The sequence below is a fragment of the Neptunicoccus cionae genome (assembly GCF_014643735.1).
GTDB classification, from domain to species: domain Bacteria; phylum Pseudomonadota; class Alphaproteobacteria; order Rhodobacterales; family Rhodobacteraceae; genus Amylibacter; species Amylibacter cionae.
In genome coordinates, this window is record NZ_BMKA01000004.1 from 160,263 (window position 1) to 186,958 (window position 26,696).

The 26,696-nt window shown below is 57.2% G+C and carries 26 protein-coding genes; 10 read left to right on the plus strand and 16 right to left on the minus strand.

Translation table 11 applies throughout. The features are described 5' to 3' along the window. The first annotated feature begins 1 nt into the window (after position 1). From IEX10_RS14710 to IEX10_RS14720, 3 genes are read left to right on the plus strand one after another with little or no spacing between them, the layout of a single operon-like run. Entirely contained in the window at positions 2 to 994 is a 993-nt protein-coding gene (locus IEX10_RS14710) for a branched-chain amino acid ABC transporter permease (protein WP_188676897.1), read from the plus strand. Then, positions 995 to 2,077, plus strand: coding sequence for a branched-chain amino acid ABC transporter permease (locus IEX10_RS14715; protein WP_188676901.1), 1,083 nt, complete (start codon positions 995 to 997; stop codon positions 2,075 to 2,077). It abuts the gene before it with no gap. Continuing rightward, the gene (locus IEX10_RS14720; protein WP_188676904.1) at positions 2,074 to 2,916 is read left to right on the plus strand and encodes an alpha/beta fold hydrolase; all 843 of its coding nucleotides are present in this window, start codon (positions 2,074 to 2,076) and stop codon (positions 2,914 to 2,916) included. Before IEX10_RS14715 ends, IEX10_RS14720 begins: the two co-directional genes overlap by 4 nt. Positions 2,917 to 2,929: 13 nt before the next feature. On the opposite strand, the gene IEX10_RS14725 is transcribed toward IEX10_RS14720, so the two are convergent. The 3 genes from IEX10_RS14725 to IEX10_RS14735 form a co-directional block, all read right to left on the minus strand. Beyond that, entirely contained in the window at positions 2,930 to 3,850 is a 921-nt protein-coding gene (locus IEX10_RS14725; RefSeq protein WP_229678572.1) for an HAD-IIA family hydrolase, read from the minus strand. After that, entirely contained in the window at positions 3,847 to 4,281 is a 435-nt protein-coding gene (rnk, locus tag IEX10_RS14730; RefSeq protein ID WP_188676906.1) for a nucleoside diphosphate kinase regulator, read from the minus strand. The genes IEX10_RS14725 and rnk overlap by 4 nt, the downstream gene beginning before the upstream one ends. A gap of 99 nt (positions 4,282 to 4,380) precedes the next feature. Beyond that, on the minus strand, positions 4,381 to 4,845 hold the full coding sequence (locus tag IEX10_RS14735) for a hypothetical protein (protein ID WP_188676909.1): 465 nt from the start codon (positions 4,843 to 4,845) through the stop codon (positions 4,381 to 4,383). Positions 4,846 to 5,211: 366 nt separating this feature from the next. On the opposite strand from IEX10_RS14735, the gene IEX10_RS14740 reads away from it, so the two are divergent. Beyond that, the gene (locus IEX10_RS14740) at positions 5,212 to 5,925 is read left to right on the plus strand and encodes an endonuclease/exonuclease/phosphatase family protein (RefSeq protein ID WP_229678573.1); all 714 of its coding nucleotides are present in this window, start codon (positions 5,212 to 5,214) and stop codon (positions 5,923 to 5,925) included. Continuing rightward, positions 5,916 to 7,352, plus strand: coding sequence for a cardiolipin synthase (cls, locus tag IEX10_RS14745; protein ID WP_188676912.1), 1,437 nt, complete (start codon positions 5,916 to 5,918; stop codon positions 7,350 to 7,352). The genes IEX10_RS14740 and cls overlap by 10 nt, the downstream gene beginning before the upstream one ends. Here cls and IEX10_RS14750 read toward each other — a convergent pair. From IEX10_RS14750 to IEX10_RS14785, 8 genes are all read right to left on the minus strand, one after another. After that, entirely contained in the window at positions 7,349 to 8,416 is a 1,068-nt protein-coding gene (locus IEX10_RS14750; RefSeq protein ID WP_188676915.1) for a GlxA family transcriptional regulator, read from the minus strand. The genes cls and IEX10_RS14750 overlap by 4 nt on opposite strands. A gap of 112 nt (positions 8,417 to 8,528) precedes the next feature. After that, positions 8,529 to 9,539 (minus strand): ABC transporter ATP-binding protein, encoded by a 1,011-nt coding sequence (locus tag IEX10_RS14755; protein WP_188676918.1) that lies wholly within the window; start codon positions 9,537 to 9,539, stop codon positions 8,529 to 8,531. Next, positions 9,536 to 10,549 (minus strand): ABC transporter ATP-binding protein, encoded by a 1,014-nt coding sequence (locus tag IEX10_RS14760; RefSeq protein ID WP_229678574.1) that lies wholly within the window; start codon positions 10,547 to 10,549, stop codon positions 9,536 to 9,538. The genes IEX10_RS14755 and IEX10_RS14760 overlap by 4 nt, the downstream gene beginning before the upstream one ends. 1 nt (position 10,550) lies before the next feature. Further along, positions 10,551 to 12,023 carry a chlorohydrolase family protein gene (locus IEX10_RS14765; RefSeq protein WP_188676921.1) on the minus strand — a complete coding sequence of 491 codons (1,473 nt, stop codon included), beginning with the start codon at positions 12,021 to 12,023 and terminating at the stop codon, positions 10,551 to 10,553. Beyond that, positions 12,023 to 13,219, minus strand: coding sequence for an amidohydrolase family protein (locus IEX10_RS14770; protein WP_188676924.1), 1,197 nt, complete (start codon positions 13,217 to 13,219; stop codon positions 12,023 to 12,025). The genes IEX10_RS14765 and IEX10_RS14770 overlap by 1 nt, the downstream gene beginning before the upstream one ends. A 27-nt stretch (positions 13,220 to 13,246) precedes the next feature. Further along, positions 13,247 to 14,188: an ABC transporter permease gene (locus IEX10_RS14775; protein WP_188676927.1), complete on the minus strand. Its 942-nt coding sequence runs from the start codon at positions 14,186 to 14,188 to the stop codon at positions 13,247 to 13,249. After that, positions 14,185 to 15,156 (minus strand): ABC transporter permease, encoded by a 972-nt coding sequence (locus IEX10_RS14780; protein ID WP_188676929.1) that lies wholly within the window; start codon positions 15,154 to 15,156, stop codon positions 14,185 to 14,187. The genes IEX10_RS14775 and IEX10_RS14780 overlap by 4 nt, the downstream gene beginning before the upstream one ends. Before the next feature lie 67 nt (positions 15,157 to 15,223). Next, the gene (locus tag IEX10_RS14785; RefSeq protein WP_188676930.1) at positions 15,224 to 16,795 is read right to left on the minus strand and encodes an ABC transporter substrate-binding protein; all 1,572 of its coding nucleotides are present in this window, start codon (positions 16,793 to 16,795) and stop codon (positions 15,224 to 15,226) included. Positions 16,796 to 17,049: 254 nt separating this feature from the next. On the opposite strand from IEX10_RS14785, the gene IEX10_RS14790 reads away from it, so the two are divergent. From IEX10_RS14790 to cueR, 5 genes are all read left to right on the plus strand, one after another. Beyond that, positions 17,050 to 17,742 (plus strand): GntR family transcriptional regulator, encoded by a 693-nt coding sequence (locus tag IEX10_RS14790; protein ID WP_188676932.1) that lies wholly within the window; start codon positions 17,050 to 17,052, stop codon positions 17,740 to 17,742. 43 nt (positions 17,743 to 17,785) lie between these two features. Further along, positions 17,786 to 18,454 carry a flavin reductase family protein gene (locus IEX10_RS14795; RefSeq protein WP_188676934.1) on the plus strand — a complete coding sequence of 223 codons (669 nt, stop codon included), beginning with the start codon at positions 17,786 to 17,788 and terminating at the stop codon, positions 18,452 to 18,454. Continuing rightward, the gene (locus IEX10_RS14800) at positions 18,454 to 19,113 is read left to right on the plus strand and encodes an aspartate/glutamate racemase family protein (RefSeq protein WP_188676936.1); all 660 of its coding nucleotides are present in this window, start codon (positions 18,454 to 18,456) and stop codon (positions 19,111 to 19,113) included. Before IEX10_RS14795 ends, IEX10_RS14800 begins: the two co-directional genes overlap by 1 nt. 110 nt (positions 19,114 to 19,223) lie before the next feature. Beyond that, the gene (locus tag IEX10_RS14805) at positions 19,224 to 21,737 is read left to right on the plus strand and encodes a heavy metal translocating P-type ATPase (protein WP_188676938.1); all 2,514 of its coding nucleotides are present in this window, start codon (positions 19,224 to 19,226) and stop codon (positions 21,735 to 21,737) included. Between the two features lie 11 nt (positions 21,738 to 21,748). Continuing rightward, positions 21,749 to 22,153 carry a Cu(I)-responsive transcriptional regulator gene (cueR, locus tag IEX10_RS14810; protein ID WP_188676940.1) on the plus strand — a complete coding sequence of 135 codons (405 nt, stop codon included), beginning with the start codon at positions 21,749 to 21,751 and terminating at the stop codon, positions 22,151 to 22,153. Positions 22,154 to 22,329: 176 nt separating this feature from the next. Here cueR and IEX10_RS14815 read toward each other — a convergent pair whose 3' ends face one another. From IEX10_RS14815 to IEX10_RS14835, 5 genes are read right to left on the minus strand one after another with little or no spacing between them, the layout of a single operon-like run. Then, entirely contained in the window at positions 22,330 to 23,649 is a 1,320-nt protein-coding gene (locus IEX10_RS14815; protein WP_188676942.1) for an aspartate aminotransferase family protein, read from the minus strand. Continuing rightward, complete coding sequence (locus IEX10_RS14820) at positions 23,646 to 24,293, minus strand: cysteine hydrolase family protein (protein WP_188676945.1); 648 nt, start codon at positions 24,291 to 24,293, stop codon at positions 23,646 to 23,648. The genes IEX10_RS14815 and IEX10_RS14820 overlap by 4 nt, the downstream gene beginning before the upstream one ends. Continuing rightward, positions 24,290 to 25,069, minus strand: coding sequence for an N-formylglutamate amidohydrolase (locus IEX10_RS14825; protein ID WP_188676947.1), 780 nt, complete (start codon positions 25,067 to 25,069; stop codon positions 24,290 to 24,292). Before IEX10_RS14825 ends, IEX10_RS14820 begins: the two co-directional genes overlap by 4 nt. Positions 25,070 to 25,071: 2 nt before the next feature. Next, positions 25,072 to 25,965, minus strand: coding sequence for a branched-chain amino acid ABC transporter permease (locus IEX10_RS14830; RefSeq protein ID WP_188676951.1), 894 nt, complete (start codon positions 25,963 to 25,965; stop codon positions 25,072 to 25,074). 3 nt (positions 25,966 to 25,968) lie between these two features. Continuing rightward, entirely contained in the window at positions 25,969 to 26,685 is a 717-nt protein-coding gene (locus IEX10_RS14835; RefSeq protein ID WP_188676954.1) for an ABC transporter ATP-binding protein, read from the minus strand. Between the last annotated feature and the right edge of the window lie 11 nt (positions 26,686 to 26,696).

Consider the following 26,696-nt stretch of genomic DNA (forward strand, 5'->3'; position numbering starts at 1 on the left):
CATGGAAAACCTATCACAGATTTTAGGGCGGTTTGGCGGGGTTTACCTGCTGCCTGTCGGGCTTGCGCTGGGGGCGTTTGTACTGATTGGCGCACCCGCATCTTGGGCGACGCTGACGATTGCGGGGCTGTCGATGGGGATGATGGTCTTCCTGATGGCCTCCGGTCTAAGCCTGATTTTCGGGCTGATGGACGTGCTGAACTTCGGCCATTCCGCCTTTATCAGCTTTGGTGCATTCGTTGCCGCCACAGTGCTCTCCGCGCTGAGCGGTTGGGTCGGGGCCGACAGTGTGTTCCTGAATTCTATGGCGTTGGTGTTCGCCTTGCTTGCAGCGACTTCATTCGGCCTCGCGGCGGGGTGGTTTTTTGAAACCGTTATTATCCGTCCGGTTTATCACGACCATTTGCGCCAGATCCTGATCACAATGGGGGCGTTAATCGTGTCCGAACAGATCATTCTGGCACTTTGGGGCGGCACCCCGATCACCGTGCTGCGCCCGCATTTTCTGGAAGGCGCGATCATCCTTGGCAACGTCAGTGTTGAAGTCTACCGCCTGTTCGCCTTTGCGCTGGGGCTGGTGGCCTTTATCGGTCTGTATCTGGTGCTCAACCGTTCGCGCATCGGATTGCTGGTGCGCGCAGGTGTTGAAAACCGCGAGATGGTTGAATCCCTTGGTTTTCGCATCGACCGCCTGTTCATCGGTGTCTTTATGGTCGGCTCGGCACTGGCCGCAGTGGGCGGGGCCATGTGGGCAGGATACGAAACCCTGATCACCCCTGCCCTTGGCGGCGAGATGATGATCGTTGTCTTTATTGTCGTTATCATCGGCGGGTTGGGTTCGATTGAGGGAACTTTGCTTGGCGCGATCATGGTGGGGCTAACAGCGAATTACGTCGGCTTTCTTGCGCCTAAACTGGCGTTGGCCTCAAACATGATCCTGATGACCATAATCCTTTTGTGGCGGCCGAACGGCCTGCGTCCGGCGGTGAAATAGATGTCCGCTCCTGTCTCCAATCCCAATGTCGGCGAGATTGCCGTCAAGTCCACCGTGTTGCTGATCGCCGCCCTGCTGTGTTTCGCGCCGTTCCTGTTTCAGGACGTGCGGGCATTGGAAGTCGCCGCACGGATCTGTGTCTTTATCGTGCTGGTGGCGAGCTATGATCTGTTGATCGGCTACACCGGAATTGTCAGTTTCGCCCACACCATGTTCTTTGGCTTTGGCGCTTACGGTGCGGCGATCCTGTTGCGCCAGATGGGGCCGGGGTGGGATGCTGTGATCCTTGGCGGGCTGGCTGGTGTGCTGGTCTCGCTGGTTGTGGCAACCGCGATCGGCCTTCTCAGCCTGCGGGTCAAAGCGATCTTCTTTGCGATGATCACGCTGGCAGCAGCCTCTGTCGCGCTGGTTCTGGCCTCGCAACTGTCCCATTTCACGGGCGGTGAGGATGGGATCACCTATCGCGCGCCGGATTTGTTCAAACCTGCCTTTAAACTGATGACAGGTGACGACGGCAAAGTGATGCGGATTTTCGGGGTGAAACTGAACGGCAAGCTCGCTGCCTATTACTTTGTATTTGTAACCTGCCTGATACTGTTCTTTGTCATGCTGCGGGTGGTCGGTTCACCGCTTGGCACTGTGCTGAAAGCGATCCGTGAAAACGAGGCCCGTGCCGAGGCGATCGGCTACCGCGTTGTCGCCTACCGCACCTTTGTGTTCTGCCTCTCCGCCGCCATTGCCAGCCTTGCCGGAACGGTTTACGCGGTCTGGTTGAAATACACCGGACCTGACACCGCGCTGTCCTTTGCCATTATGATCGACATCCTTTTGATGGTTGTGATTGGCGGCATGGGCACCATGTGGGGTGCGGTTATCGGGGCGGTCCTGATGGTGATTGCGCAGTACTACCTGCGGGACCTGATGGGCGTCGCCGCAGATGCCACTGCTAATATCCCGCTGCTGCCAGAGTTGCTGAACCCGGATCGCTGGCTGTTCTGGCTGGGCATCATCTTCATCCTGCTGGTCTATTTCTTTCCCAAAGGGATCGTCGGGACCATCACGCAAAAAGGGGTGCGCGGATGACCACCCCCCGTTTTGCGATTGTTCCGGTGATGGACCACGAAATCCACGTCACCGAATGGGGCGATCCGTCCAATCCACCACTGATCCTGTCCCACGCAATGGCGCGCACTGGGCGGGACTTTGACGAAATGGCCTGCGCTCTGTCTGACAGTTATTATGTGCTGTGCCCTGACATGATCGGGCGGGGGCTGTCCAGTTGGTCTGCCAACCCCGAAGCAGAATATTCTATCGAATATTATGCTGGTATCAGCGCGGACCTGTTGGACGTTTACGGTTTGGAAAACGTGTCATGGCTTGGCACGTCGATGGGTGGTTTGATCGGGATGCGGCTTGCGTCGGGACGGGATGCGGACCGGATCAAACAACTGTTGATCAATGACATCGGACCCGAAGTGCCAAAAGCCTCGATAGAGCGTATCCTGTCCTACGTGGGCGATCTGCCCCGCTTCGCCGGGTACAGCGCGGGCGAAAAATGGTTGCGCGGGGCCTATCATCCTTTCGGTCCCGCGAGTGATGAATTCTGGCACCGCATGGCGCGCACGTCCCTGCGCCGCACCGCAACCGGAGATCTGACGCTCCATTATGATCCGGCGATCACCATCCAGTTTTCCGCCTCTGCGGACGAATTGCACAGCTGGCACCGATGGGAACAGATCACCGCACCGACCCACGTTATACGCGGGGCTTCATCCGATATGCTGACCGCAGAGATTGCCGCGCAAATGTGCGATAGCGGACCCAAACCGCAACTGACGGAATTTGTTGGCTGTGGTCATGCGCCAAGCCTGTCGCGCAACAAAGACATCCAGATCATCCGCGAAATTCTGTCAGCCCCCTAACCCGCGGAGGGCGTTAAATGTGGGGGATGATGAAATCTGGCACTATGCCGGAACGCGCGATCAATGCCTGCGGATCGGCACCGGAATGTGCGCCAAAGCCCGTCACCAAAGCGGTAGACACGCCAATCAAACCACCGCCAAGAATATCCGTATGAAGCGTGTCCCCAACCATTAAAATACGCGCCGCCTCGGGTGCCTTTGATTGGCGGGCAAGCGCCCGCTCAAAAACGCTGCCAAAAGGCTTCCCCAGAAACACAGGTTCGCCCCCTGTTGCGTCTGCCAGCGCGTGGGCGAAAAATCCCGGCTCGCGGGACAGACCGTCCTCGCGCGGGGCAACAATATCCGGATTGCCCACAATCACAGGCCGTTGGTTCCGCGCGATTGAGCCTTCCAGCAAGGACTGGCGGTGATCCGTCCAACCGTCTGAACCCACCAGCAGAAAGCCGTCAACCTGATCGTAAAGTACCGGATCATCGGCCAGAAAACTGATCCGGTGGGTTTCAAATTCCGCAGTCCCATATGCCGGGTTAAGCATCACACCCCAATGACGAGGGGCGCAATCTGACAGATGATGCAACAAGGCTTCGCGACTTGTGACGACCTCTGGTTCGGTGAAATCGAACCCCAGACGGGCATAGCGCTCCATCATCGTGGCTTTGGGATAGCCAGCAGAGTTTGAGACCACCATCACGGATTTACCCGCCGCCCTTAGGGACGCGATCCGCTCTGGCGCACCCGCAATTGCGGTTTCGCCGATGTTCAAAACACCGTAGGCATCGAACAGGATCAGATCATAGGGTTCTGCCACCTGCTCCAGCGAGTCCGCCGTTTTGGGTACACAAGAAAAAGCAACCTGTGGCAAACGCGGGCGCACTTTTTCGTAGGCCTCAAACACCCACTGCGCCCGCGCCTGTGCGTTCGGGTGGTCGATCACGGATTTTCCGCGCTTTGGGCAACCTCGATCACGGTCAGGGTTTTACGCTCGTCATCTCTCGTGTCCCAAAAGAAACTGGCCCCTTCTGCAAGCCCCAAAAGCGCAACGCCGATTGGCGTCATTACGGAAATCCGCTGCCGATCAATATCCGCATCCTCAGGATAGACGAGCGTGACTGATTTCACCTGCCCTGTCGTTTCATCGCGGTATGTCACCTTGCGCCCGATGGACACCACATTGGCCGGCATCTTGGCCGGTTTCACGATCCGCGCGCGCCCCAACTCTCCGAGCAGGCGATCCGCAAGATCGGGATTGCGATCCAGCGCCCCCTCTGCCAGCGCTTCGATATGGCCAAGCTCGTCAGCGTTGATAACAATTTTCGGCGCGCGGGGCGTGCGTGTCTTGCGGCTCGGCGCAGATGATAGGGTCATCAGAAGATCTCCTTGATCTTAAATTTAGTTTTAGTCGACAAAAACCGGCGCAGCGCAGGCCACACCGGAACATGGTTTTTTACAGAATAAAGAGGAGTGTCAGGCAGCAGGGCTGACGTGTGACACACATAAGGTTGCAGTTGTGCCATCTTCGCACAGCAAGGGCGCTTCTTCGCCAGCCCGCATCCCGATCAGCGTCGCTCCAAGCACAGAGGACACCGGAATAACGCCGCCCCCGACACCGGGTCTGGCACGATGCACAAGCAGGCCGGACCGCTCTGGACCGCCATCAATCGTGTAGCTTACAACACTGCCGCCCGTGACCGCGTCACAGACTTGCACAGTGTCCAACACGCGCGCCCCGAAAATCTTGCGCTTCAAAAGAGCTGTGATCAACGGGGTGGACGGACGGCGTCCGGTTTCACACTGTCGCAGATGGCGCTGAAGTTGCTGATGCTCCTGATCGCTGATTGCGCCGGAAAACGGGGGCACTTTGGCGGGCAGTTGGGTTGTTTTGCCATGCGTATCAACGCTGGTTTCAAGGGGACGACGGATATTGCTCATGTTTACTCCTCGGACGCCTTGCGCCCTGTTTCACAACTGGCTGTTTGAAAACACCCCAGGAAGCCTTGCAAGCGCACATGCGCTTTCACCGCCCGGGGTTAAGAGCGGTTGAGTAAAGGAAATCGTGAGAGTTCAGCTTTGTTCAACATACCAAAAAGCTAGGCACTCGGGTTCGGATAGTCAATCACCCGATACCGTTCCCAAGCAAAACAGGCGGGAATATACCCAGAGCACGGCGCCCCGTGCCAGCAAGGATCAAAAATTGCTTTGTAGCAAACAGTTCTTATATAACAGATTGAAACAGCAAAATAACCCGCTCCAGCTTTGGGCCGCGGGAGAACTGACTTGGGGCAGATGGTCCAGCCGATGAACAACCGTACACAATTGCGTGTGGCCAGCTATAACATCCGCAAGGCTGTCGGACTGGATTGGCGGCGTGATGCAGAGCGTATCGTGCGGGTCTTGCACGAAATCGACGCCGATGTGGTGGTGTTGCAGGAGTCTGACAAACGTGTCGGACAGCGTTCCGGCGTTTTGCCTGCGGCGCAACTTCAAAACGATCTCGGGTATGTCATGGCCGATCTTTCGATCCGACCGCGCAGCCACGGCTGGCACGGCAACGCTATTTTCTACCGTCAGAACGCGCTTGATCTGAAACAGGCCAACCGCATTCATTTACCTACATTAGAACCGCGCGGCGCCGTAGCAGCACGTTTCGCACAGCCTGGTGTAGAAGTTATCGGCGTCCATCTGGGGCTGACCCGCCGCATACGCGCGCGACAGCTTTCGGCCTTGCGGGCCTATATGGAACGGGCCGACCATCCTGTGCTTATGGCGGGAGATTTTAACATCTGGGCGCGGGGCGGTCCGGCGGGTGATCTTTTAGGTCAGGAAACCGAAATGGTCCTTCCGGGCAACAGTTTTCACGCGGCCCGCCCCACCGCTCCACTCGACCGGTTTGTGCTGCGCGGTAATATCCGGCAGGTGTCGAGCCATGTGCATCATTCCGCACTGGCGGCGAAAGCCTCTGACCACTTGCCTGTGGTAATTGACGCCGAGGTATCACACGCGTGCACATAAATATCCTCCTTGGCCTACACGGAATAATCGTATTAATCTTTACGCTTCGTATTCTTTTGCGGGACGACCTGTCCCCCCCTGCCCGATTGGCGTGGTTTGTGGTGCTTAATGTGGTGCCTTTCGCAGGCAGTGCTGTTTATTTTCTGTTCGGGGAAATCGACCTTGGTAAAAAGGCCAAGCAAGCACGCCAGTTGGTGTCGCGCAACATTTACGACCATGCCGGTGATCTGAAAGGTCGCGAGGAAGACGTGAACACCGACATCGCGCGCCAATACCGGTCCGTGTTCCGGTACGGCGCTTCGATCAACGGGTTTTATCCGGTGAACGGCAACCACGCAGCCCTTATGGCGGACGGGGCGGAAACGCTCCAACGGATGGTCGCGGACATCGACGGGGCGCAGCACCATGTACATATGCTTTGCTATATCTGGCTGGAAGACCACACCGGCACCGATCTGGCAGAGGCACTGATCCGCGCCACGAAACGGGGCGTAACCTGTCGCGCGGTGGCAGATGGGCTTGGGTCGCGCAAGTTGATCAAATCAACACTTTGGCGGCGGATGAAGGAGGCAGGGGTAGAACTGGCGGTGGCGCTGCCGCTTGACCGGCCTTTCCACACCATTCTGACCAGCCGTCTTGATCTGCGAAACCACCGCAAGATTACCGTGATTGATGGGCAGATCACCTATTGCGGCAGCCGCAACTACGCCGATCCGGAGTTTTTGGTCAAAGCCAGATATGCCCCTTGGGTCGATATTATGGTGCGATTTGAAGGTCCGATCGTGGCGCAAAACCAGCTGTTGTTTGTCAGTGACTGGGCGCAGGCGACGGGCGAAACACTTGACGATCTCGTACAGCCGGTGACACCTTTTAAGGACGGGTTCCCTGCACAGGCACTAGGCTTTGGACCGGTAGAGCGGCGCGGCGCCACACCGCAATTATTCTCAACCGCCATTGCCTGCGCACACGAGCAGATCATCCTTTCAACGCCCTATTTCGTACCGGATGGCACCGTTCTGGATGCGCTGTGCACCGCAGCGCTGCGCGGCGTTCGGGTAACGCTGGTGTTCCCCAAACGCAACGACAGCAAGATCGTGGCAGCCGCCAGCAAGAGCTATTACCTGAAGCTGCTCGAAGCAGGGTGTGAGATTTTCGAATACAAGGGCGGTCTGCTTCATGCAAAAACCCTGACTGTAGACGGCAGACTGGGGCTGGTCGGCTCTTCCAACCTCGACATTCGCAGCTTCGATTTGAACTTTGAAAACAACATCCTGTTTCAGGACGAAACCCTTGCGGGCGAAATTTTTGAGCGCCAGCAGGTTTATATCTCCGGCGCCGATCCTGTGACGTTAATTCACGTGTCAAACTGGCCTTATCATCGCCGGATCTGGAACAATATCATCGCCACCATTGGGCCGATCCTTTAAGCGTGATCTGCGCCGTGCTCTGATTTTTCATCCCGCATCTTGCCCCGACGCCCATAGGGGGTTTCATTGAAACGGGCCTTGTAATGCCGCGTAAACAACCCGTTAGAGCTGAACCCAGCCGCCATAGCGATTTCGGTGACGTTCAGGTTGGTCTCCGTTAACAGGGTGCGCGCGCGGTCCAGCCGCATGTTGCGATAGACAGTGGCGGGCGTTTCATCGAACAGCTTCTTGAACTGCCGCTCCATTTGCCGACGCGAGAATTCGCCCTTTTCTGCAAGCTCTTCGAGCGTCAGCGGGTCTTCTATGTTGTCGTGCATCGCCCGAAGTACCGCCAACACCTTTGGATCGCGCGAGTTGATCGCCTTGGCAATTGAACTGCGTTGTTCGCGTGCCGGTGACAGGTCTCCCCCGCTCAGACACATGTCAGACACGGCAGTCGCGAAGGCCTCTCCGTAGTCGTCCTGAATAATCGAAAGCATCATTTCGGTCGCAGCCACACCACCGCCGCAGGTGTACATGCCGCGATCCGCTTCAAAGCGGCGGCTGGTGGGGTGCAGTTCGGGAAAGGTTTCAACAAAACCGGGCTGGTTTTCCCAGTGCAAGGTGAACCGACGATCGTGCAACAAGCCGGCGCGTGCAAGTGTGGCAGCACCCGTGCAAATGCCGCCCATATTCCCGCCGAACCGCGCGTGCTTGCGCACCGCCTGTAGCACAGCAGCAGAGGCAACTTCAGTGCCACGATTGCCAGAACACACCCAGAGATGCATATCCGGCGTGACCCCGTCGAGATCCCCGTGCGCGCCCACATCAACGCCCGACGAAGAACAAACCGCACCGCCGGTTTCAGACAGAACGACCCAGCCGTAAAGCGGTTTTTGCGCCAGCTGGTTTGCAATGCGCAGCGGATCGACTGCAGAACTGAACGCCAGCAGCGTGAATTCCGGCAGCACCAAAAAGCCAAAGCGACGGGTGTCTTTGACGCGGGTCACAGGGAAGCTAAACGCCCCCGCAGGAACAACATCCACAGGCGCGTTAAAAGCGGGGGTTCGAGAAGCAGAGCACATGGCGGGGCGAAATCTTTTCAACAAACATCAGACGAGAACAGGTCCTACGCTATTTACACCATTTCGCCCCTGTAACAAAAGGGCTGTTCTCCAGCCTCTACAACTATGGCCCCTAAACAGCGGCTTTTTCCATTGCTGTATTGTTCGCGTCCTGCGCCACGAAACAGGCAACCTTCCCATGCGCGGACGTCGGACACAGATCAGGCGCGCTTTGGCTGCATTTTGACAGGGCAACCGGACAGCGAGGATGGAAAGCACAGCCACTTGGCGGGTTCAACGGGCTTGGCGGTTCACCGGCCTGTGCCTCTACGCGGCGTTTGGGGTTTTCGATGTCAGGGATCGTCGCAAGCAACAGTTTGGAATAGGGATGCTGTGGATTGGTGAACAACTCCTCCACGGGGGCCTGTTCAACGATCCGGCCCAGATACATCACCGCGATATGGGTCGACATGTGGCGCACCACGCTTAGGTCGTGACTGATAAACAGATAAGTCAGGCCCAATTCATCCTGCAAGCGACGCATCAGGTTCAGAATTTGCGCCTGCACCGATACATCCAGCGCCGAGGTCGGTTCGTCGCAGACCAGTAGTTCCGGTTCTGACGCAAGCGCACGGGCAATGGAAATCCGCTGTCGCTGGCCGCCGGAAAATTCATGCGGGTACTTCAGCGCGTCATCAGCGCCAAGACCGACTGTTTCAAGCAGTTCACGAACGCGAGCCAGTGTTTCGTCTTCACTGTTGCGCAGCTTCATCTCGCGGATCGGCTCTGCGATGATGTCACCGACACGCCAGCGCGGGTTCAGGCTTGAATGGGGATCCTGAAAGATCATCTGAACTTTGATCGGTCGGCCCGTTGCGCCGGTGCCAAAGCTGATGTCCCCGTTAGAGGTGGCGTAAAGCCCCGTCACCAGCCGCGCGACGGTAGATTTGCCGCAGCCAGATTCCCCGACGATGCTAAAGCAGGTGCCTTTTTCCACTGTGAAGGAGATATCGGACACCGCTTCCACGAAAAGCTTCGGGCGGCGTTCAAGCACACGGTTCAACCAAGGTGCGGACACATCAAAAACTTTGCTGACGTGGCTGACCGAAAGGGCGGGGGCGGTTTCCTGTTGAAGCTCGTTCATTGGGTTCCTCCTTGTTGCAACCAGCAGGCAGCACTTGTGGTGCCGACTTTCTGAAGCAGCGGCTTTTGCGCACTGCATTTTGGCCCCGCATGGGGGCAACGGGGGTGGAAGGCACAGCCGGAAGGCCGCGCATTCAGCCGTGGCATGGAACCGTCAATCTGGGAGAGAACCTCAACACGGTCATGCAGGCTCGGGATCGCGGCCATCAGTCCTTTGGTGTAGGGGTGCTGGGGGTTGTGGATCACATCACCCACCGGACCGCTTTCCACCACACGCCCCGAGTACATAACACAAACCCGATCCGCAGTCTCAGCGATCACGCCCATGTCGTGGGTCACAAGCATAATGCCCACACCGGTTTCGTCGCACAGTTTGCGTAGCAGCGCGGTGATCTGCGCCTGAATGGATACATCCAGTGCCGTGGTCGGCTCATCCGCGATGATCAACCGTGGACCCGCCGCCAGCGCAAGCGCGATCACAACACGCTGTCGCATACCGCCGGAAAACTGATGGGGATACTGGCGCAACCGTTCTTCGGGTGCGGGGATACCAACACTGCGCAGCAGTTCAAGGGCCCTGCCTTCTGCTTCGGTTTTGGACATACCAGTGTGCAGGCGGATGGTTTCCACCAGTTGTTTGCCGACAGTAAACAGCGGGTTTAGCGCGGTCAGGGGATCCTGAAAGATCGCTCCCATCTCGCGGCCCCGAACCTTGGTCAGTTCGGCCTCGGTCAAGGTATCAACGCGGCGTCCCCCCACATGAATCGCGCCCTGCGCAATCCGTCCGGGGTGCTCTAACAAACCCAGCACCGCCAGTCCGGTGATGGACTTACCTGCCCCGCTTTCGCCCACCACCCCAAGGATTTCCCCCGGTGCGATTTGCATGGATACATCGTCAATTGCTTTCAGAACCCCGCGCCTTGTCGGGAACTCCACGCTCAGCCCTTGCACATCCAGCGCAGGGGTGGCGTTGATCGAGTCTTCTGGCACGGGAATGGGCTGAACCATCATGCTAGTCTCCATTCATCAGGGGAAAGGTTGGGGGGAAAATCTGTTCTACAGGCGGATGCCCGAGGGTGCGTTCGGGGTATTTTGCAACCAGTCCGTCGAACTGGTCCTGCATTGCGGCGCGGGCGGCCTTCATATCGATACCGGCCACATCGCCGTTGCGCATGGACAGGCGTCCGTCCACGATCGTTGCCTTGGTCACGCGACCTGTCGCGCCAAGGATCAGGGTTTGCACCGGATCAATGCGCGGTGCCATATAGCTGTCCGCCATGTCAAACACTGCGATATCCGCTTTGGCTCCGGCCCGCAGAACGCCGATGTCATCACGGCGCAGGGCCTTGGCCCCGTTCATGGTTGCAGCGTCAAACATCTGGGCCGAGGTGATCGAGGTATGGCCGTCTTGTATCCGGCAGGCCATCATCCCCACAGCCATGTTCAGCACCATATCGGGCGGTGCGGTATCCGTGCCCATTGCAAGGTTGATCCCCATATCCCGCAGCTTGGCGAAAGAGCGCAGCGCGCCACCGTGACGGGCAGCCACCAGCGGGCAATGGATCACCGAAACACCGGCATCGCGGTAAAGTTCAAGGTCCGTTTCTGTCGCCACTGACGCATGGGGCGCGAGCAGACGGGACGACAATGCGCCAAAGGACTGCAACCACTCCGGCGCGGTTTTGCCGTGCAGCGATTGCACGGTTTGCAGTTCCATCAGGCCTTGCGCCATATGCAGGCGCACCGGACAATCCAGATCCTCCGCCGCGGCCATAGTACGTTCCAGCAGGGTCTGCGTGCAGGTTTCCACACGGTCGGGTGAGAGCATCGGGGACACGAGATCGCGGCCCTTTATGGACTGTGCAAAACCAATCGCATCCTCCAGACCTTTCAGACCGCGCGCTTCATCGAAACTTGCACGCATCTCTGCGGCATCATTCACAACCATTCCACCGGCGCGGTAAGCCGGTCCAAGCCAGACCCGAAGACCCATTTCCTGCGCGGCATCAGCAGCAGCGGAAAACTCGGCAACTGTTTCGCCCCACTCGCGGTAAAACAGCGATGCAATCGGCGCGGCGGAAGTGATCCCGTTCAGTAGCAACTGCCCGAAGGCGAACCGTTTCTGCGCCACCAGTTCTTCGGGCGAGTACATCTCATAGGGGCCGCGATCCACATAGGACTGCGGCCAGACGCGGCCCTTTTGCTCGCTCGGCCAGTTGTCATGGGCCAGCAGCGTGGTGTCGAGATCAGACAGCGCGTCAAGGTCCACGAACCCCGGCGCGATCAGGGCCGCGCCCATGTCAAAACGGGCGCTCACCTCTGCGTCGAACTTTGGTCCGGCGTAAATGATCCGGTCGTTCTCAACCACCACTTCGCCCTGTTCTACCAAACGACGGCCTTGCGGTGTGTCCACAACAATCCAGTCGGCAGCCAGACACCAGCGGCCTGCAGGGCGTTGCCCGAGGGGAAGATCGTCAAAGCGCATCAGGGCGCCTCGATCAATGTGGCACCGTCACGGGCTGTTACTTTGCCTGCTTTCACCACCAGCTTACGGGGCGCATGGGTGACAATTGCATGGGCGACGGCAACACCTTCGACCAAAACCAGATCGCCCGGTGCGCCAACTTCCAGCGCACGGCGTTCCAGCCCCATCGCCACAGCCCCGCCACCTGCACAGATGTCCAGCGCCTGATACATTTCCTTGTCAGATCGCAAGTTGTTACGCAGCCCGACAAATTTCACCCGCTCCAGCATGTCGCCGTTGCCATAAGGACCCCAAGTGTCTTGAATACCGTCATTTCCAGACCCGATGCGAATGCCGTGCGCCTGCAATTGTTTGACCAGAGGAGCCGGACTGCTGGCTGGCGCAGTGGTCATAATCGCCACATCCAGCGCTGCGAGCCGTTCCAGCAGGCCCTCCACCCGTCCCTGATCCGGCATCCCCAGACAGAAGGCATGGGAAATCGTGATCATGCCTTTCATGCCCAAAGCCTCGGCCCGATCCAGCGTCTGTTCCATCGAAAACGCGCCGAGTTCGCCCCGTTCGTGGAGGTGAATATCAATGCCCTTGCCGTGTTTTTCAGCCAATGCAAAGATTGTGTCGAGGTGGCCTTTAGGATCGTGATCGACACCGCAAGGATCAAGCCCCCCCATCAGGTCAGCACCCATTGCCATCGCCTCGTCCAGCAGTTCCGCAGTGCCAGGGCTGATCATCAGACCGGATTGCGGAAAGGCCACGGTCTGGATTTCCACCACATCTGCCAGTTTTTCCGCCGTTTCCATCACCCCTTCCAGCGCCCGCAATCCGCCGGTGGTATCAATGTCCACATGGCTGCGGATCAGGGTCGCACCATATCCGGCAGTTTTCAAAGCATGGCGCATGGATTGCACATGGGGGTCCATGCCAAGGCGGGTTTTCATCTGGCGTTCGTTGTCGATCATCGCCATCAGATTGCCGCCGCCCACATCGTTGTGATACCACGGGAACCCCAGCAGGGACTTGTCCAGATGGGTGTGCGCTTCGGTCAATGCAGGGATCGCGATGTGCCCGCCTGCGTCTTCCACAGGTGTCGTGCCTGCCTCCTGATCCGGTGCGATTTTGGCAATGCGCCCGTTTTCGATCAACAGATCGGTAGGCTCCCCGTCCAGAATACGCAGATTTTTAATCAACAGATTGGTCATAGTCTTCTTTCCTTCAAACGCTCAAGCTTAGCGCAATTTCGGGTTCAGCGCGTCGCGCAGCCAGTCGCCCAGCATGTTTACAGCCACCACAAGAATGCAGAGCTGGATGGAGGGGAACAGCACGATCCACCAAGAGCCCGAGAACAGATATTGGTTCCCGACACGGATCAGCGTCCCCAGCGAAGGCTGGTTTGGCGGCATTCCGACACCCAAGAAGGACAGGGTTGCTTCGATCAGGATCGCCAGACCGAAGTTCAGGGTCGCGGCCACAAAGATCGGCGTCAGGGTGTTGGGAAGGATATGCTTCACCATCAGACGCCGCGCCGGAGTACCAACTAGGCGGGATGCCATGACGTATTCCTTGCGTCGCTCCACCATAGTTTGGGCGCGTACCACACGGGCGTATTGGACCCATGAATACATCGCAATGGCCAGCACAAGAACGGCGGCAACGCCAACTTCACGGAACGCAGGTGGCAGGAACTGCTGCGCGACGGAACTCACTAGGATCGCCACCAGAACAATCGGGATCGACAGCAACACATCGCCAATTCGCATAAGCACATTGTCAATCCAGCCACCGTAATAGCCCGCCATCAGACCAAGCCCGATGCCAACCACCAGGGACACCGCAACCGATGCGATACCGATGATGATCGAGATCCGCGTTCCATACAGGATACCCGACAGGATATCGCGCCCCTGCACGTCAGTCCCCAGAAGGAAGGGCATCTGTCCGCCTTCCATCCAGATCGGCGGCAGTTCCGCGTTCCACAGCTCTAGCGCTGCGAGGTCATACGGGTTTTGCGGGGACAACACAGGTGCCAGAAAGGCGGTGATGATCACCAGCAGCAGGACAATGGCCGCGCCCACCGCAGATTTGTGGGACTTGAAAGACCACCAAAGATCGCTGTCCCAAAACCGTTCCATCCGTGTCGGCACAGCTTTGCCAGAAGTTTGATCGCTCATTTTTCGGCTCCTCTCAGGCGGGGATCAATCACCGCATAGGTCATGTCAACGATGGCGTTCAGGACGACAAAAATCAGGGCAACGATACACAGATAAGCAGCCATGATCGGGACATCGACAAAGGTCACAGCTTGGATGAACAGCAGCCCCATTCCCGGCCATTGAAAGACAGTTTCGGTAACAAGGGCAAAGGCAATCAGCCCGCCGATTTGCATGGCTGTCATCGTTACAACCGGCATCAAACAGTTGCGCAGTGCGTGGCGGAAGTGGATGGAGCGGGCGGGAATGCCCCGTGCTCTTGCGAATTTAATGAAATCGGATCGCAAGACCTCCAGCATCTCGGCGCGGACCAAACGCATTACCAGCGTTATCTGGAACAACGAAAGGGACAGGGCGGGCAAGACAATCGACATCCGCCCAGAATGGGACAGTAATCCGGTTGTCCACCAGCCCAGATCCACCGTGTCTCCGCGCCCGAAGGCAGGAAACCAGCCCAGCCAGACAGAGAACACAAGGATCAATCCGATCCCGACGACAAAACTGGGTAAGGATATCCCGATGATAGAGGTGAACTGCATGGTTTCGGCGTACCAGCTTTGTCGTTTGATGGCGGTTATGACCCCCATCGGCACACCAACGATGAGCGATATGAAGGTGGCTACCAGCACCAGCTCGAATGTGGCGGGAAACCGTTCCGCGATCATATCCAGCACATCGCGCTGGTTGCGGAAGGAAATTCCGAAATCCCCAGTCGCCGCGCGACCGACAAAAGTCGTGAATTGCACAAGGAAGGGTTTATCCAGCCCGAGCCGTTCGCGCAGATCATCGCGTTGCTCTTGGGTGGCTTGTTCGTTCAACATCTGATCCACAGGATCACCGACGAAACGAAAGATAACAAAGGCCAGAAACGTCACGGAGAGCATGACAAAAACGGCATTGGCGAGGCGCTTTATGATAAAAGCCAGCATTGCAAGGGTCTCCGTTGCGAGAGCTAAAAAGAGGGGCGACGACCAGCGCCGCCCCAGTCCGGGAGAATTACTTCGTTACATACCACATGCGTGGTTTGTTATCAGGGAACTGCGGGAAATCGCTGAAGTCGTTGGACACAGCCCAAGCCATCGGCTGCTGGTGCAGCGGCATCATGATGACCTCTTCCTTGGCGATTTTCAGCGCGTCTGTTTCCATTTGCAGCCGTGTGTCACGGTCCAGTTCCACAGCGGCGGATTGGGTCAGCTTGTCCAGTTCAGGATAGGACCAGTCGCCCCAGTTGAACACGCCTGAATTACCGGTTTTGGAATGCAGCACCTGAACGAGGATGGAATAGGTATCCAGCATCGGCAGGGTTGCCCAACCCAAAGTGTAAACATCCGCTTTGCCGTTGGCCCGTTTCGGGGTTTGCTTGGCGGTCGGCCCGATGTCCAGTTTTGGGGACAACCCGACGCGGGACCACATTGATGCGATGGCCTGACAGAACTGTTCTTCGTTGACGTAGCTTTCGTTGGTGCAAACGAAGTCGAATTCGAACCCGTCTTCATATCCCGCTTCGGCCAAAAGGGTCTTGGCTTTTTCAGGATCATAACCGGCTGGGGTATCCAGTTCTTCAGAATACCCCGGGATGGAGGGTGCAACCAATAGGCCGGCATTGCGGGACTTGCCGCGCATCACTTTTTGCTGGATCAGGTCCATATCAACGGCAAGCTCCATCGCCTGACGTACCCGCAAATCGTTCAACGGGTTTTCACCACCGGCGACCAGTTCGTCCCGACGGTTAAAGCCGAGCATCACAGTGCGCAGATCAGTGCGCTCAAGCACTTTCAGATTGCTCGCCGCCTCCAAACGCGGCAAATCCTGCACAGGGGCAGAGTCTACGAAATCCACCTCACCGGACAGCAAAGCCGCCACACGGGTCGCCGCGGAAGAAATCGGCTGAAATTCAACGCGGGTCAGATTGTGTTTTGGTTCGTCCCACCAGCCTTCGTTCACGTTCAGAATGGTCTGCGCTTCGGGTGTGCGGGATTCCAGAATGAAAGGACCGGTGCCGTTCGTGTTGAAAGTCGCGTAACCCTCAATACCTGCGCTTACATCTGTCGGCTTCTCTGCATTATTGGCAACCAACCACCCCTTATCGAAGATATGGATGTTCGTCAGGTCGTTCAGCAACAACGGATATGCTCCGTTCAGCTCTATATCGATGGTGTAATCGTCCACCACCTTTGCGCTTTTGTATGCGGGAAGGTTGCCCTTTAGCGGTGAAGTTTCATCGGTAACGCGCAGCAGGCTGGCCATAACATCTTCAGCCGTGAAATCTGCGCCATCGTGGAACTTTACACCTTCACGCAGCGTGAACCGCCATGTGGTCGGAGACACCACTTCCCAGCTGGTCGCCAACGCAGGCTCGATTTCCAGATCGCGGTTATAACGAACCAGACCTTCGTAAATATTGTTCAGGAAGTTGATCGTATAGCTGTCCCCGTAAGAATAAGGGTCAAGCGAAACGATATCGCGGGGCGCGCCCCAACGGACCGTTTCCGCAGTGCTGGTGGTTGCAAGAAGAACAGCGGCAAGCCCCCCGAAGGTGATGCTCTGCAATTTTCTGGAAAATTTCATATTTTCATTCCCTGTTATTGCACACAAATCCAGTTTGGATCGTATACATGGTTATAACAATAAAACCATTCTCACAGCGTGCAGCTCCCTAAATTTGCAGCTGTGGAACTGTCAAATGGCCTTATTCCGACCGACGTTAGCCACAAAAAATCTATTTGGCTACAAAAAAATTAAATATTGTATTCAATCATTGTATCCAATACTGTGGACACAATCGCTGACAATCTGCAGCATATATATGGTATAGGGTTCACATGTATAAATCTTCGACACGCAGTTTTCCGGTCTATGATTCGCTTCGCAAGGCGATTATTGAACAAGCGCTCAAGCCCGGCGTGAAGCTTCCCGAGGATTCGATCGGGGAAACATTCAGCGTCAGCCGTACAACCGTGCGCAATGCGCTGGTGCGTCTGGATGCGGAAGGATTGGTGGATCTCCAGCCCAATCGCGGTGCCTCTGTGGCTGATCCCACAATCGAAGAAGCCCACGATATATTCGAGATGCGCCAGTGCCTTGAACGGGAAGTCATGCAAAGATTGTGCAAGATGGACGCGAAACCCATCGTTAAGGCGCTTAAGGCCCATCTGGCAGAAGAAAAGAAGTATCTGGACGTGGACACGACCCGTTCCATCCGGCTGGCTGGGGAATTTCACATTTTGCTGGCAGAACTGACAGGTTCAAAAATCCTCGCCAATTACGTCAATGAAATCGTCTCTCGGTGTTCATTGGTTCTGGCCCGTTTTGCACAGGCCCATTCCGCGCAATGCGGTTTGGAGGAGCACACGGAAATCATCGAGGCGATTGAAGCTGGCGATGCAGAGCGCGCTGCCAGCCAGATGCACACGCATCTTCACGGCGTACAAGATCGTGCGCTTCTGAACCCGGACGACCAAGACAAAGACAACGTGAGCGATATTCTCGCCCGTTATGTCACGCATAACAGCTAAAGCACGCCAGCCCCCTTTTCACATTTTTTCCAAGGAGATTTCCATGGAGTCCGTTTCCAAAACACAAGACAGCTTCGACTTTTCACAACTGGCCGCCCGCGACCGTTACAAACTGCTGATTGGTTCAGTGGTGCCACGCCCGATTGCATGGGTGACAACGGTGGATGAAAAAGGCCGCCCGAATGCTGCGCCTTTCAGCTTCTTTAACTGCCTGTCGTCGGACCCTGCGATCCTTGCGCTTGGCGTGGAAAACCACGAGGACCTGCGTTTTAAGGACACCGGCCATAATATCCGCGTGACCGAGGAATTTACCGTCAACATCGTGGATTTTGCGAATCTCCACCCGATGAACACCACGGCTGTGAACTTCCCGTCAGATGTGGATGAAATCACCGCCGCGGGGCTGACAATGATCCCCGGAGAGTTCGTGAACTGCCCCCAGATTGCCGAAGCCCCGATCCGGTTTGAATGCAAACGCCATGTGACACTGAACATCGGCAAGTCCCGTGAAATCGTGCTGGGCGAGGTTCTTGCGATGCACGCCCGTCCCGGTTTGGTGAACGAGCGTTACCACGTTGACGCCGCCGCACTTGATGCTTTGGGGCGTATGGGCGGCCACGGGTATTGCCGCAGCTTTGAAACTTTTGACCTGGCGACACCTTCGGAAGAAGACTGGCGCGCCAGCCAGAACCAAAATGCGGTGGCACTGTAATGCCGCCGCATTTATTGGTGGTAAACCCCAACGGCACCGCCGAGATGACGGACCGGATCGGTGCGGAGGCCAGACAGCATTTGCCTGCTGGCATAACCATGAGCACACGAACGAATCCAAGCGGGCCGCCGTCCATCCAAGGGGCAGCAGACGGCGCGGAAGCTTTGCCAGGGACGCTCCGGATTCTGCAGGAAACCACTTTCGACCTGGCCTTGATCGCCTGCTTTGACGATACCGGCCTGACAGAAACCACAAGACAGCGCGTGTTTGGCATCGGGCAAGCCGCGATGCAGACAGCTCATGATTTGGGCCAGCCCTTCGCAGTTCTCACCACATCTGAATTGTCGGTTCCCGTCCTTGAAGCCAATGCTAAAGTCTATGGGTTAACGGACCGTTTAATCTGCATCCGCGCCAGCACCATTGCGGTTCTTGATTTTGAACAACAACGGGAATCCGCGAACAAAAGGCTGATTGCGGCGGCGCGCAGGCTGGTAGAGGACCACCCTGAAATTCGAACCATCGTTCTGGGCTGTGCTGGTATGGGTGGTCTTGCTGTTGAAATGGAACAGCAGCTAAATCTGCAAGTGATCGACCCAATCAAAGCTGCTGTTGTGAAGGCTGTGACCTCTCTCACGGTTCCGACCCCATCCCTACATTAGGTAAGGGGCGGCTTTTGACTACAATCGGTTGAAAAATAATTTTATACCTTCTTGACCCTCCAGTGACTAGAACCCCCATATCGGGGGAAACAGACCAAAGAGGACCGGTCATGGACGGAAAGAATAACTATAGTTTCGGCATTGACGGGATGACCTGTGCATCTTGTGTCGGGCGGGTTGAAAAAGCCCTAAACGCTGTTTCAGGCGTCACGTCTGCCGAAGTGAATCTCGCGGCAGAAACGGGACGAATACAAGCTGAAGCAAATTTGAAGGCAGCCGATGTGGTCGCTGTGCTGGAGTCTACGGGCTATCCGGCGCGCACATCTACGGTCCGCCTTGCGATTGAGAATATGACCTGCGCTTCCTGCGTCGGACGGGTTGAAAAGGCCCTTCTGGCTGTGCCGGGCGTGGTATCTGCTTCGGTCAATCTGGCGAATGAACAAGCGACGGTCGAAGTGCTTGGCACTGACGTGTCATCCAAAACCATCGCACAAGTGGGCACTGATGCAGGGTACCCGACGCGCATCATCAGTGACGATGGCCCAGCAGAGGATACCACCGCACGCAAGGCCGCTGAAAGTGACCATATGCGCCGCATGACGCTGATTGCAGCTGCCCTCACGGCGCCCGTGTTCTTGATGGAAATGGGCGGCCATGCCATTCCAGCGATTCACCACTGGATCTTGGCCACGCTTGGCCAAACCACAAGCTGGGGCATCCAGTTCATCCTGACCACGCTGGTCATGGTCTGGCCCGGACGGGTATTTTACCTCAAGGGGTTTCCGGCCCTCTTCAAAGGCGCACCGGATATGAACGCGCTTGTGGCTGTCGGCTCGGGCGCGGCTTGGGCGTTCTCGACGGTTGCTCTATTCGCGCCAACCTTCCTACCCGAAGGCACCCGCGTAGTTTATTTTGAAGCTGCCGCGGTAATCGTCACGCTGATCCTGCTCGGGCGCAGCCTTGAGGCGCGTGCCAAAGGGCGCACCGGAGAGGCGATCCGCAAGCTTATGACTCTTCAGGCAAAATCCGCCCGTGTGAAACGGGATGGTGCCTTCGTGGAACTGCCTGTGGAAGAGATTGTCGCGGGCGACGTGCTTCAGGTGCGTCCCGGTGAGAAAATTCCTGTGGACGGTGTTGTGACGCAGGGCAATTCGTTCGTGGATGAAAGCATGATCACCGGCGAGCCTGTGCCGGTTGAGAAAACCGCAGATACAAAGATCGTTGGTGGCACCGTGAACGGCACCGGCGCGCTGACCTTTGAAGCGACCCATGTGGGACGGGACACCATGCTGTCCCAGATCATCCGCATGGTCGAAGACGCGCAAGGGGCAAAACTGCCTATTCAGGGTTTGGTCAACCGCATTACCTTATGGTTCGTGCCTGCTGTCATGGCCATAGCGGTTCTGACCTTCATCAGCTGGCTGGTGTTTGGGCCGAGCCCGACGCTCGGTTATGCGCTGGTAGCTGCGGTTGCGGTTCTTATTATCGCCTGCCCCTGCGCAATGGGTCTGGCAACGCCGACTTCTATAATGGTGGGGACCGGTCGCGCGGCTGAACTCGGGGTATTGTTCCGGCAGGGTGATGCGTTGCAAAGCCTGCACGATGTGAGGACCGTCGCGCTCGACAAAACCGGCACGCTGACCGAAGGGCGACCCGAGCTCACCGATATGATTGCATCAGACGGGTTTGCACAAACCGAGGTGTTGCAAAGCGTTGCAGCGCTTGAGGCGAGTTCCGAACATCCGATCGCGCAAGCCATTGTGCGAAAGGCGCGGCTGGAGGGATTGGAACTGCCAGACGTTGCAGAGTTCCAGTCGATCACCGGCTACGGGATCAGCGGGCGCGTTAACGGAAAAACCGTTCTCGTCGGGGCGGACCGTTTGATGACACGGGAGTCTGTGGCGCTTGATACAGCCAAAACCACCGGCGACGCGCTGGGGCATGAAGGCAAGACCCCGCTTTACGTTGCAATCGACGGCCAGCTGGCAGCGGTAATTGCCGTGTCTGACCCGATCAAGCAAGGCACCCCCGAAGCCATTTCGGCCCTACATGAACTGGGTTTGACAGTGGCGATGATCACAGGAGACAACAAAGGCACGGCCGATGCTATCGCACGGCGTCTGGGTATTGATACCGTGGTGGCCGAAGTGCTGCCCGATGGTAAGGTCAGTGCGATTGAACAGCTCGCACAGGAAGCCGGACCCATCGCATTTGTCGGGGATGGCATTAATGACGCCCCCGCCCTTGCCCGCGCTGACGTAGGGATTGCCATCGGCACAGGCACGGATGTCGCGATTGAAGCTGCTGATGTGGTTCTGATGTCCGGCGATCTGGCAGGCGTGGTTAACGCAATCAACGTCAGCCAGCGGACCATGACAAACATCCGTCAGAACCTGTTTTGGGCGTTCAGTTACAACGGACTGCTGATCCCAGTAGCGGCGGGCGTGTTCTACCCGCTGTTTGGCTGGTTACTGTCTCCGGCACTCGCGGCTGGCGCTATGGCACTATCAAGCGTCTTTGTCCTGGCAAACGCTCTGCGGTTGCGCTGGATCACACCAGCGCTGCCCGAACACTCTACAACTGAAACCGGCAAGCAGGCGTTCGTTCCTGCAGCCGCGCAATAGGAGCCGGATTTATGAATATCGGAGATGTTGCCAAACAGGCAGGGCTACCCGCCAAGACCATCCGCTACTACGAGGATATTGGGTTGATCAAACCTCTGCGGGATACCAACGGCTATCGCGCCTTCCGACCGAGCGATGTGCATAAACTCGTATTTCTCGCACGCTCGCGGGCACTGGGGTTCACGATTGAAGACTGCCGCGCGTTGCTTGCACTTTGGGAGGATCAGGACAGGGCAAGCGCAGATGTCCGAGCGATCGCCAAGGAACACCTTTCGCAGATTGAAACGAAGATAGCTGATCTGGAATCCATGCGCAGCACTCTGTCTGATCTGGTGCGCGATTGTGCAGGGGATTCCCGTCCCGACTGCCCGATCCTGCAAAAGCTGGAGAACTTCCCCGCCGGTCAGACCCAATAAAGCCGCTTAATGATTGCCCTATGCATCATACTGTCCTTTGATCGCTGCAAAAACAGCGACCAAAGGACAGAGGCGGGGCAATCATTCCATCGCAGACTGCCTTGCCCGTCCGATCGTTACAATCTGGTTGGACGCGGTGCGGTTGATCGACAACATACCGGTCGCGCCGGTCTAAACTACCAACCAGCAAAGGGTGCGACGTCAGCATCGCTAACCAAACCGGCGCAGGCATCCTGAACCGCTGTCAACAGCAGCGCTGCGCCCTCTTCGGCCTGTTGCGCCGTCAGGGTCAGTGGGGGCGTCAGTTCCAGCACGTTTGACTGCATCCCGACGTAATAAAATACCGCGCCGAGCTGCCACGCCCGATAAACAGTTTTACGCGCCAGATCAGCATCGGGGGCATTGGTGGACGGGTCTACCAGCTCCACCCCGACGGCCAAGCCGCGTCCGCGAACATCGCCAATCTCCGGAACGGATTGCGCGCCAGTCAAAATGTGACCCTGCAACGCATCACCTGTCACACGCGCCGCGTGAGACAGATGTTCGGTCCCGATGGTCTTTAAGACCGCCAAAGCCGCAGCGGCGCAGACTGGATTTCCGTGCAGGGTTTGCATGGAAAAAGCAGGCGCATGATCCATCACCCATGCCGGACCGATTACCGCAGAGACTGGCAAACCGCCGCCCAATCCTTTACCCAACACCAGAATATCCGGCGTGAAACCTTCGTGCATGTAGCAATGCAACGACCCTGTGCGTGCCAGACCGACTTTGACTTCGTCGCAGACTGTCAGAATACCGTATCGGGCACAAAGCTTGGCCAGTCCGCCCAAAAAACCGGGAGGCGGCACGATGAGCCCACCATCCGCCTGTATCGGCTCCATGAAAAAGCAAGCGACCTCTTCCCCGGGACAAGAGGTTTCAAGCAAATGTTCTATATAATCCAGCAATGCCTGCCCGCTGGCATCACCATTAAACGGGCGGAAAGGATCGGGATAGGGCACGAGCGTCAGCCCGTCCTCCTTTGCCACACCGTCCTGAGCGCTATGTCCCGACACCGCCATAGAGCCTTGCGTGCCGCCGTGATACGCCCCTGAAAACGCCATCATACGTGGGCGTTTCGTAGCAGCAGGTACAACCCGTGCGACAGTCTCGTTTGCGTCACTGCCCGAATGGCCCAACCAGACGCGGCGGTCCCCGTCCCCCGGTGTCAAACGCAACAGGGTTTCCGCCAGCTCAACAGCAATAGCATTTGTCCCCGACAGGATAGAGGCACCGGCTTGCACAGCCAGTGCCCCGTCAATCGCATCTCGTAGGGCCGGATGCCCGTGCCCGAGACTTGCAGCGCCCCATGACGCCGAAAGGTCCAGCAGACGACGGCCATCTTCCTCGATCAGGTAACAGCCCTCGCCCCTCGCCACTGCGAGCGGAAAGAACCGCAATTTTTGCAGAGCGGATAAGGCCGCTTCATCACGGGAATAAAGCGACGCACCGGTCATGACTTGGCTTGTTCCAGTTCTTCGATCAGCTCCTGCGTTGTCATCTGGCGGCAATAGCCTTTGATGGTTCGGATCGAATGGTCGTGGCGTTCTTGCGAATAGGTCATGCAAGCGTCTGTGACTTGCGTGACCAGATAGCCCAGATCACAAGCATCGCGGATCGCACCTTCGACACATTGATCGGTGATAATTCCACTTATCACCAGTTGCTTCACCCCGAGGTTGCGCAGCACATAATCAATATGTGTGGACACAAACACCGAAGACGATGATTTCGGAAAAACGATCTCGTCGTCGCCCGGTGCGATTTCATCAATCACCTTGCCGTCCCAAGACCCTTTGGGCACATTAAAACCGGTGATCTTGTAATCGAGGCTGCGGTCGCGCCCGTCTTTCGTCAGGCTTTCGATAGTCGTGTAAAGCACTTCGCCTTTGGCTGCGCGAAAGGCGGCTTGCAGGCGTTGCATGTTGGGAATGATGCGGCTTTTCATCTGCTCAAAGAACCAGCCGTAGTCCGCGTCGAACTCTGCATCGGGCATGTCCTTGAACTCTCCACCGTCGCGGCGCGCTGCAAAATTCTGCACGTCGATAAACAGCAGGGCCGATTGCTCTATCTCTAACGGGACTTCGCGGGTGAGTGTCATTTCAGGTCCTTCTCTACAAATTCACGGGTGGCCTGCGCCAGCCAGCCTGCCCAGAGGGACTGACCGGCAGCATCTGCAATCTGGTCGTTACAAATCTCGATCAGGCTATGAGGCAGGTTTTTTGCTTCACCGTGGCGTGGCACAAACCAGTCGCTTTCGTCGTCGATCTGGTAGGGTTCGTTCAGGCCGATGCGCGCGGCAGGCACAAAGGGTTCAAAAGCACGGGCCAGCGTGTGGGACGTTTTAGTATCGTCGCGAAACAGAAAGCCGATGTCCCACGGCCTGTATTGACCTGCCATCGTGCGGGTAAAACTGTGAATCGACAGCACAGCTTTGCAGGTAGGCTTTGCCAGTTGTTCATCCACCACGGTTTGATACGGCGTGAAGATTTCGTCTATGCGCTGGCGTTTTTGGTCCGCTGGCATGTGACTGTTTGCAGGCACCGACACTCCGTCGCTGATCACAGGCATCGCGGTTTCGCTTTCCGGCGGGCGATTGCAATCAATCACCAGACGGCTGTAGCGTTGAAGAACCAGCGTCGCGCCAAGCATCTCCGCCATGTGTCGCGCGACCGGTTCGGCCCCGATGTCCCATGCGATATGTGCTTTCAGATCATCCTGTGACAGCCCCATATCCCCAAGCATCGTCGGGATTCTGCGACCGGCATGTTCGCAGACCAGAACAACCGGATAGTTGCTGTCAGGGTTAACCACTTCAAACGGGGGCGGATCATCCGGCCCCAGCATCGTGTGTTGCGGTGTCGCGGTAAGCGCCATGTTTACACTTTCTCCGCTTTCAATGTGGCCGAGGGGATAAGTCCGTTAGGGCGGAACAGCAGGACCAGAACAACAATGCCTAGCCCGATTGGTTCGCGGAATTCCTGCATCTCGGGGGGAAGGAAAGCGGACAGGTAGATCTCGATAAAACCGAGCAGGAAGCCACCGGCCACTGCACCGCGCAGGGAGCCAAGCCCGCCGAGGATCGCTGCGATAAAGGCTTTGAGCACGGGCATGAACCCCATCAAAGGATCAACCGAAGCGCGTTGGCTGACCCACAGCACCGCTGCAACACCCGCCAGCAAACCGGACAGGGCAAACGCCCCCGCAATAACTGTGTTGGCACGGATTCCCATCAGGCGGGCCACGGCAAAATCTTCAGCCGCGGCGCGCATGGCGATGCCAGTTTTCTGATGTTTCATAAACCAGTCAAGGAAGACCAGCATCACAACCGTTGCGATGATCGCGGCAAGTTTGTTTACCCCGATCACCATCCCCATGATGTGAACACTGTCTGACAGCATCGCAGGCAATAGCACCGGCTGAGAGCGGGTTGAGATCAGGTTCTGGAACAACACCTGTAAAATCATCGCCACAGCAAAACTGGTCACAAGCATGGTCGCCCCCGATCCGTTGCGCACGGGGCGAAAGGCGATCCGTTCCATCAGCACCGCAGCCACAACGGACGCCAGCAGCGCAAGGGGTACTGCGATTACAAACGATAGCCCCGCAATGCCGCAATACATCAGCACATAGCCCGCGATCGTCATCAGTTCTCCGTGGGCGAAGTTGATCAGCCCCATGATAGAAAACACCACCGCCAGCCCAAGCGCCAGCAGCGCGTAAGTCCCGCCAAGCGCCAGCGCATTCACAGTTTGCTGTAGGAAAATATCCATAGGTCAATTGGCTCCTAGATAGGCATCTTGCATGGTGCCGCTGGCAGAAAGCTCCGCCGGTTTGCCCTGCTCTACCACTTCGCCGTTCACCAGCACATAAGCGCGGTCTGCAACTTGCAGGGTCTTGGCGACGTTCTGTTCCACCACAAGCAGGGTCACATCCTGATCGCGCAGTTTCAGGATCAGATCGAAAATCTGGTCCACAATCAGGGGCGCCAGCCCGAGCGAGGGTTCGTCAAGCAGCAGCACACGGGGGTTTGACATCAGCGCCCGACCGACTGCCAGCATTTGTTGCTGCCCGCCAGACAGGGTGCCTGCGTATTGGTCCTTGCGCTCCAGCAGGATGGGAAACAGTTCATAGACCCGCGCATAGGCGGCTTCGACCGCGTCCTTGTCGTTCAGCGCAAACGCCCCCATCCGCAAATTATCCGCGACACTCAGCGTGCCAAAGACACGGCGTCCTTCGGGGGACAGGGTCAGACCACTCGGCGCGAGCGTTTCGGGTGCGGCGCCGGTAATATCGCGCCCCTCAAACATCACCTGTCCGGAGGCCGTTGGAACAAGGCCGGTAATCGCATTCATAATCGACGATTTTCCGGCCCCGTTCGCGCCCAGAAAGGCGACGATCTCGCCCTGCCGGATGTCAAAACTCACCCCACGCACCGCTTCCACAGCGCCGTAGCTGACATGAAGGTCGTTTGCTGAAAGAAGCGATTGCATGGGGTGGCGTC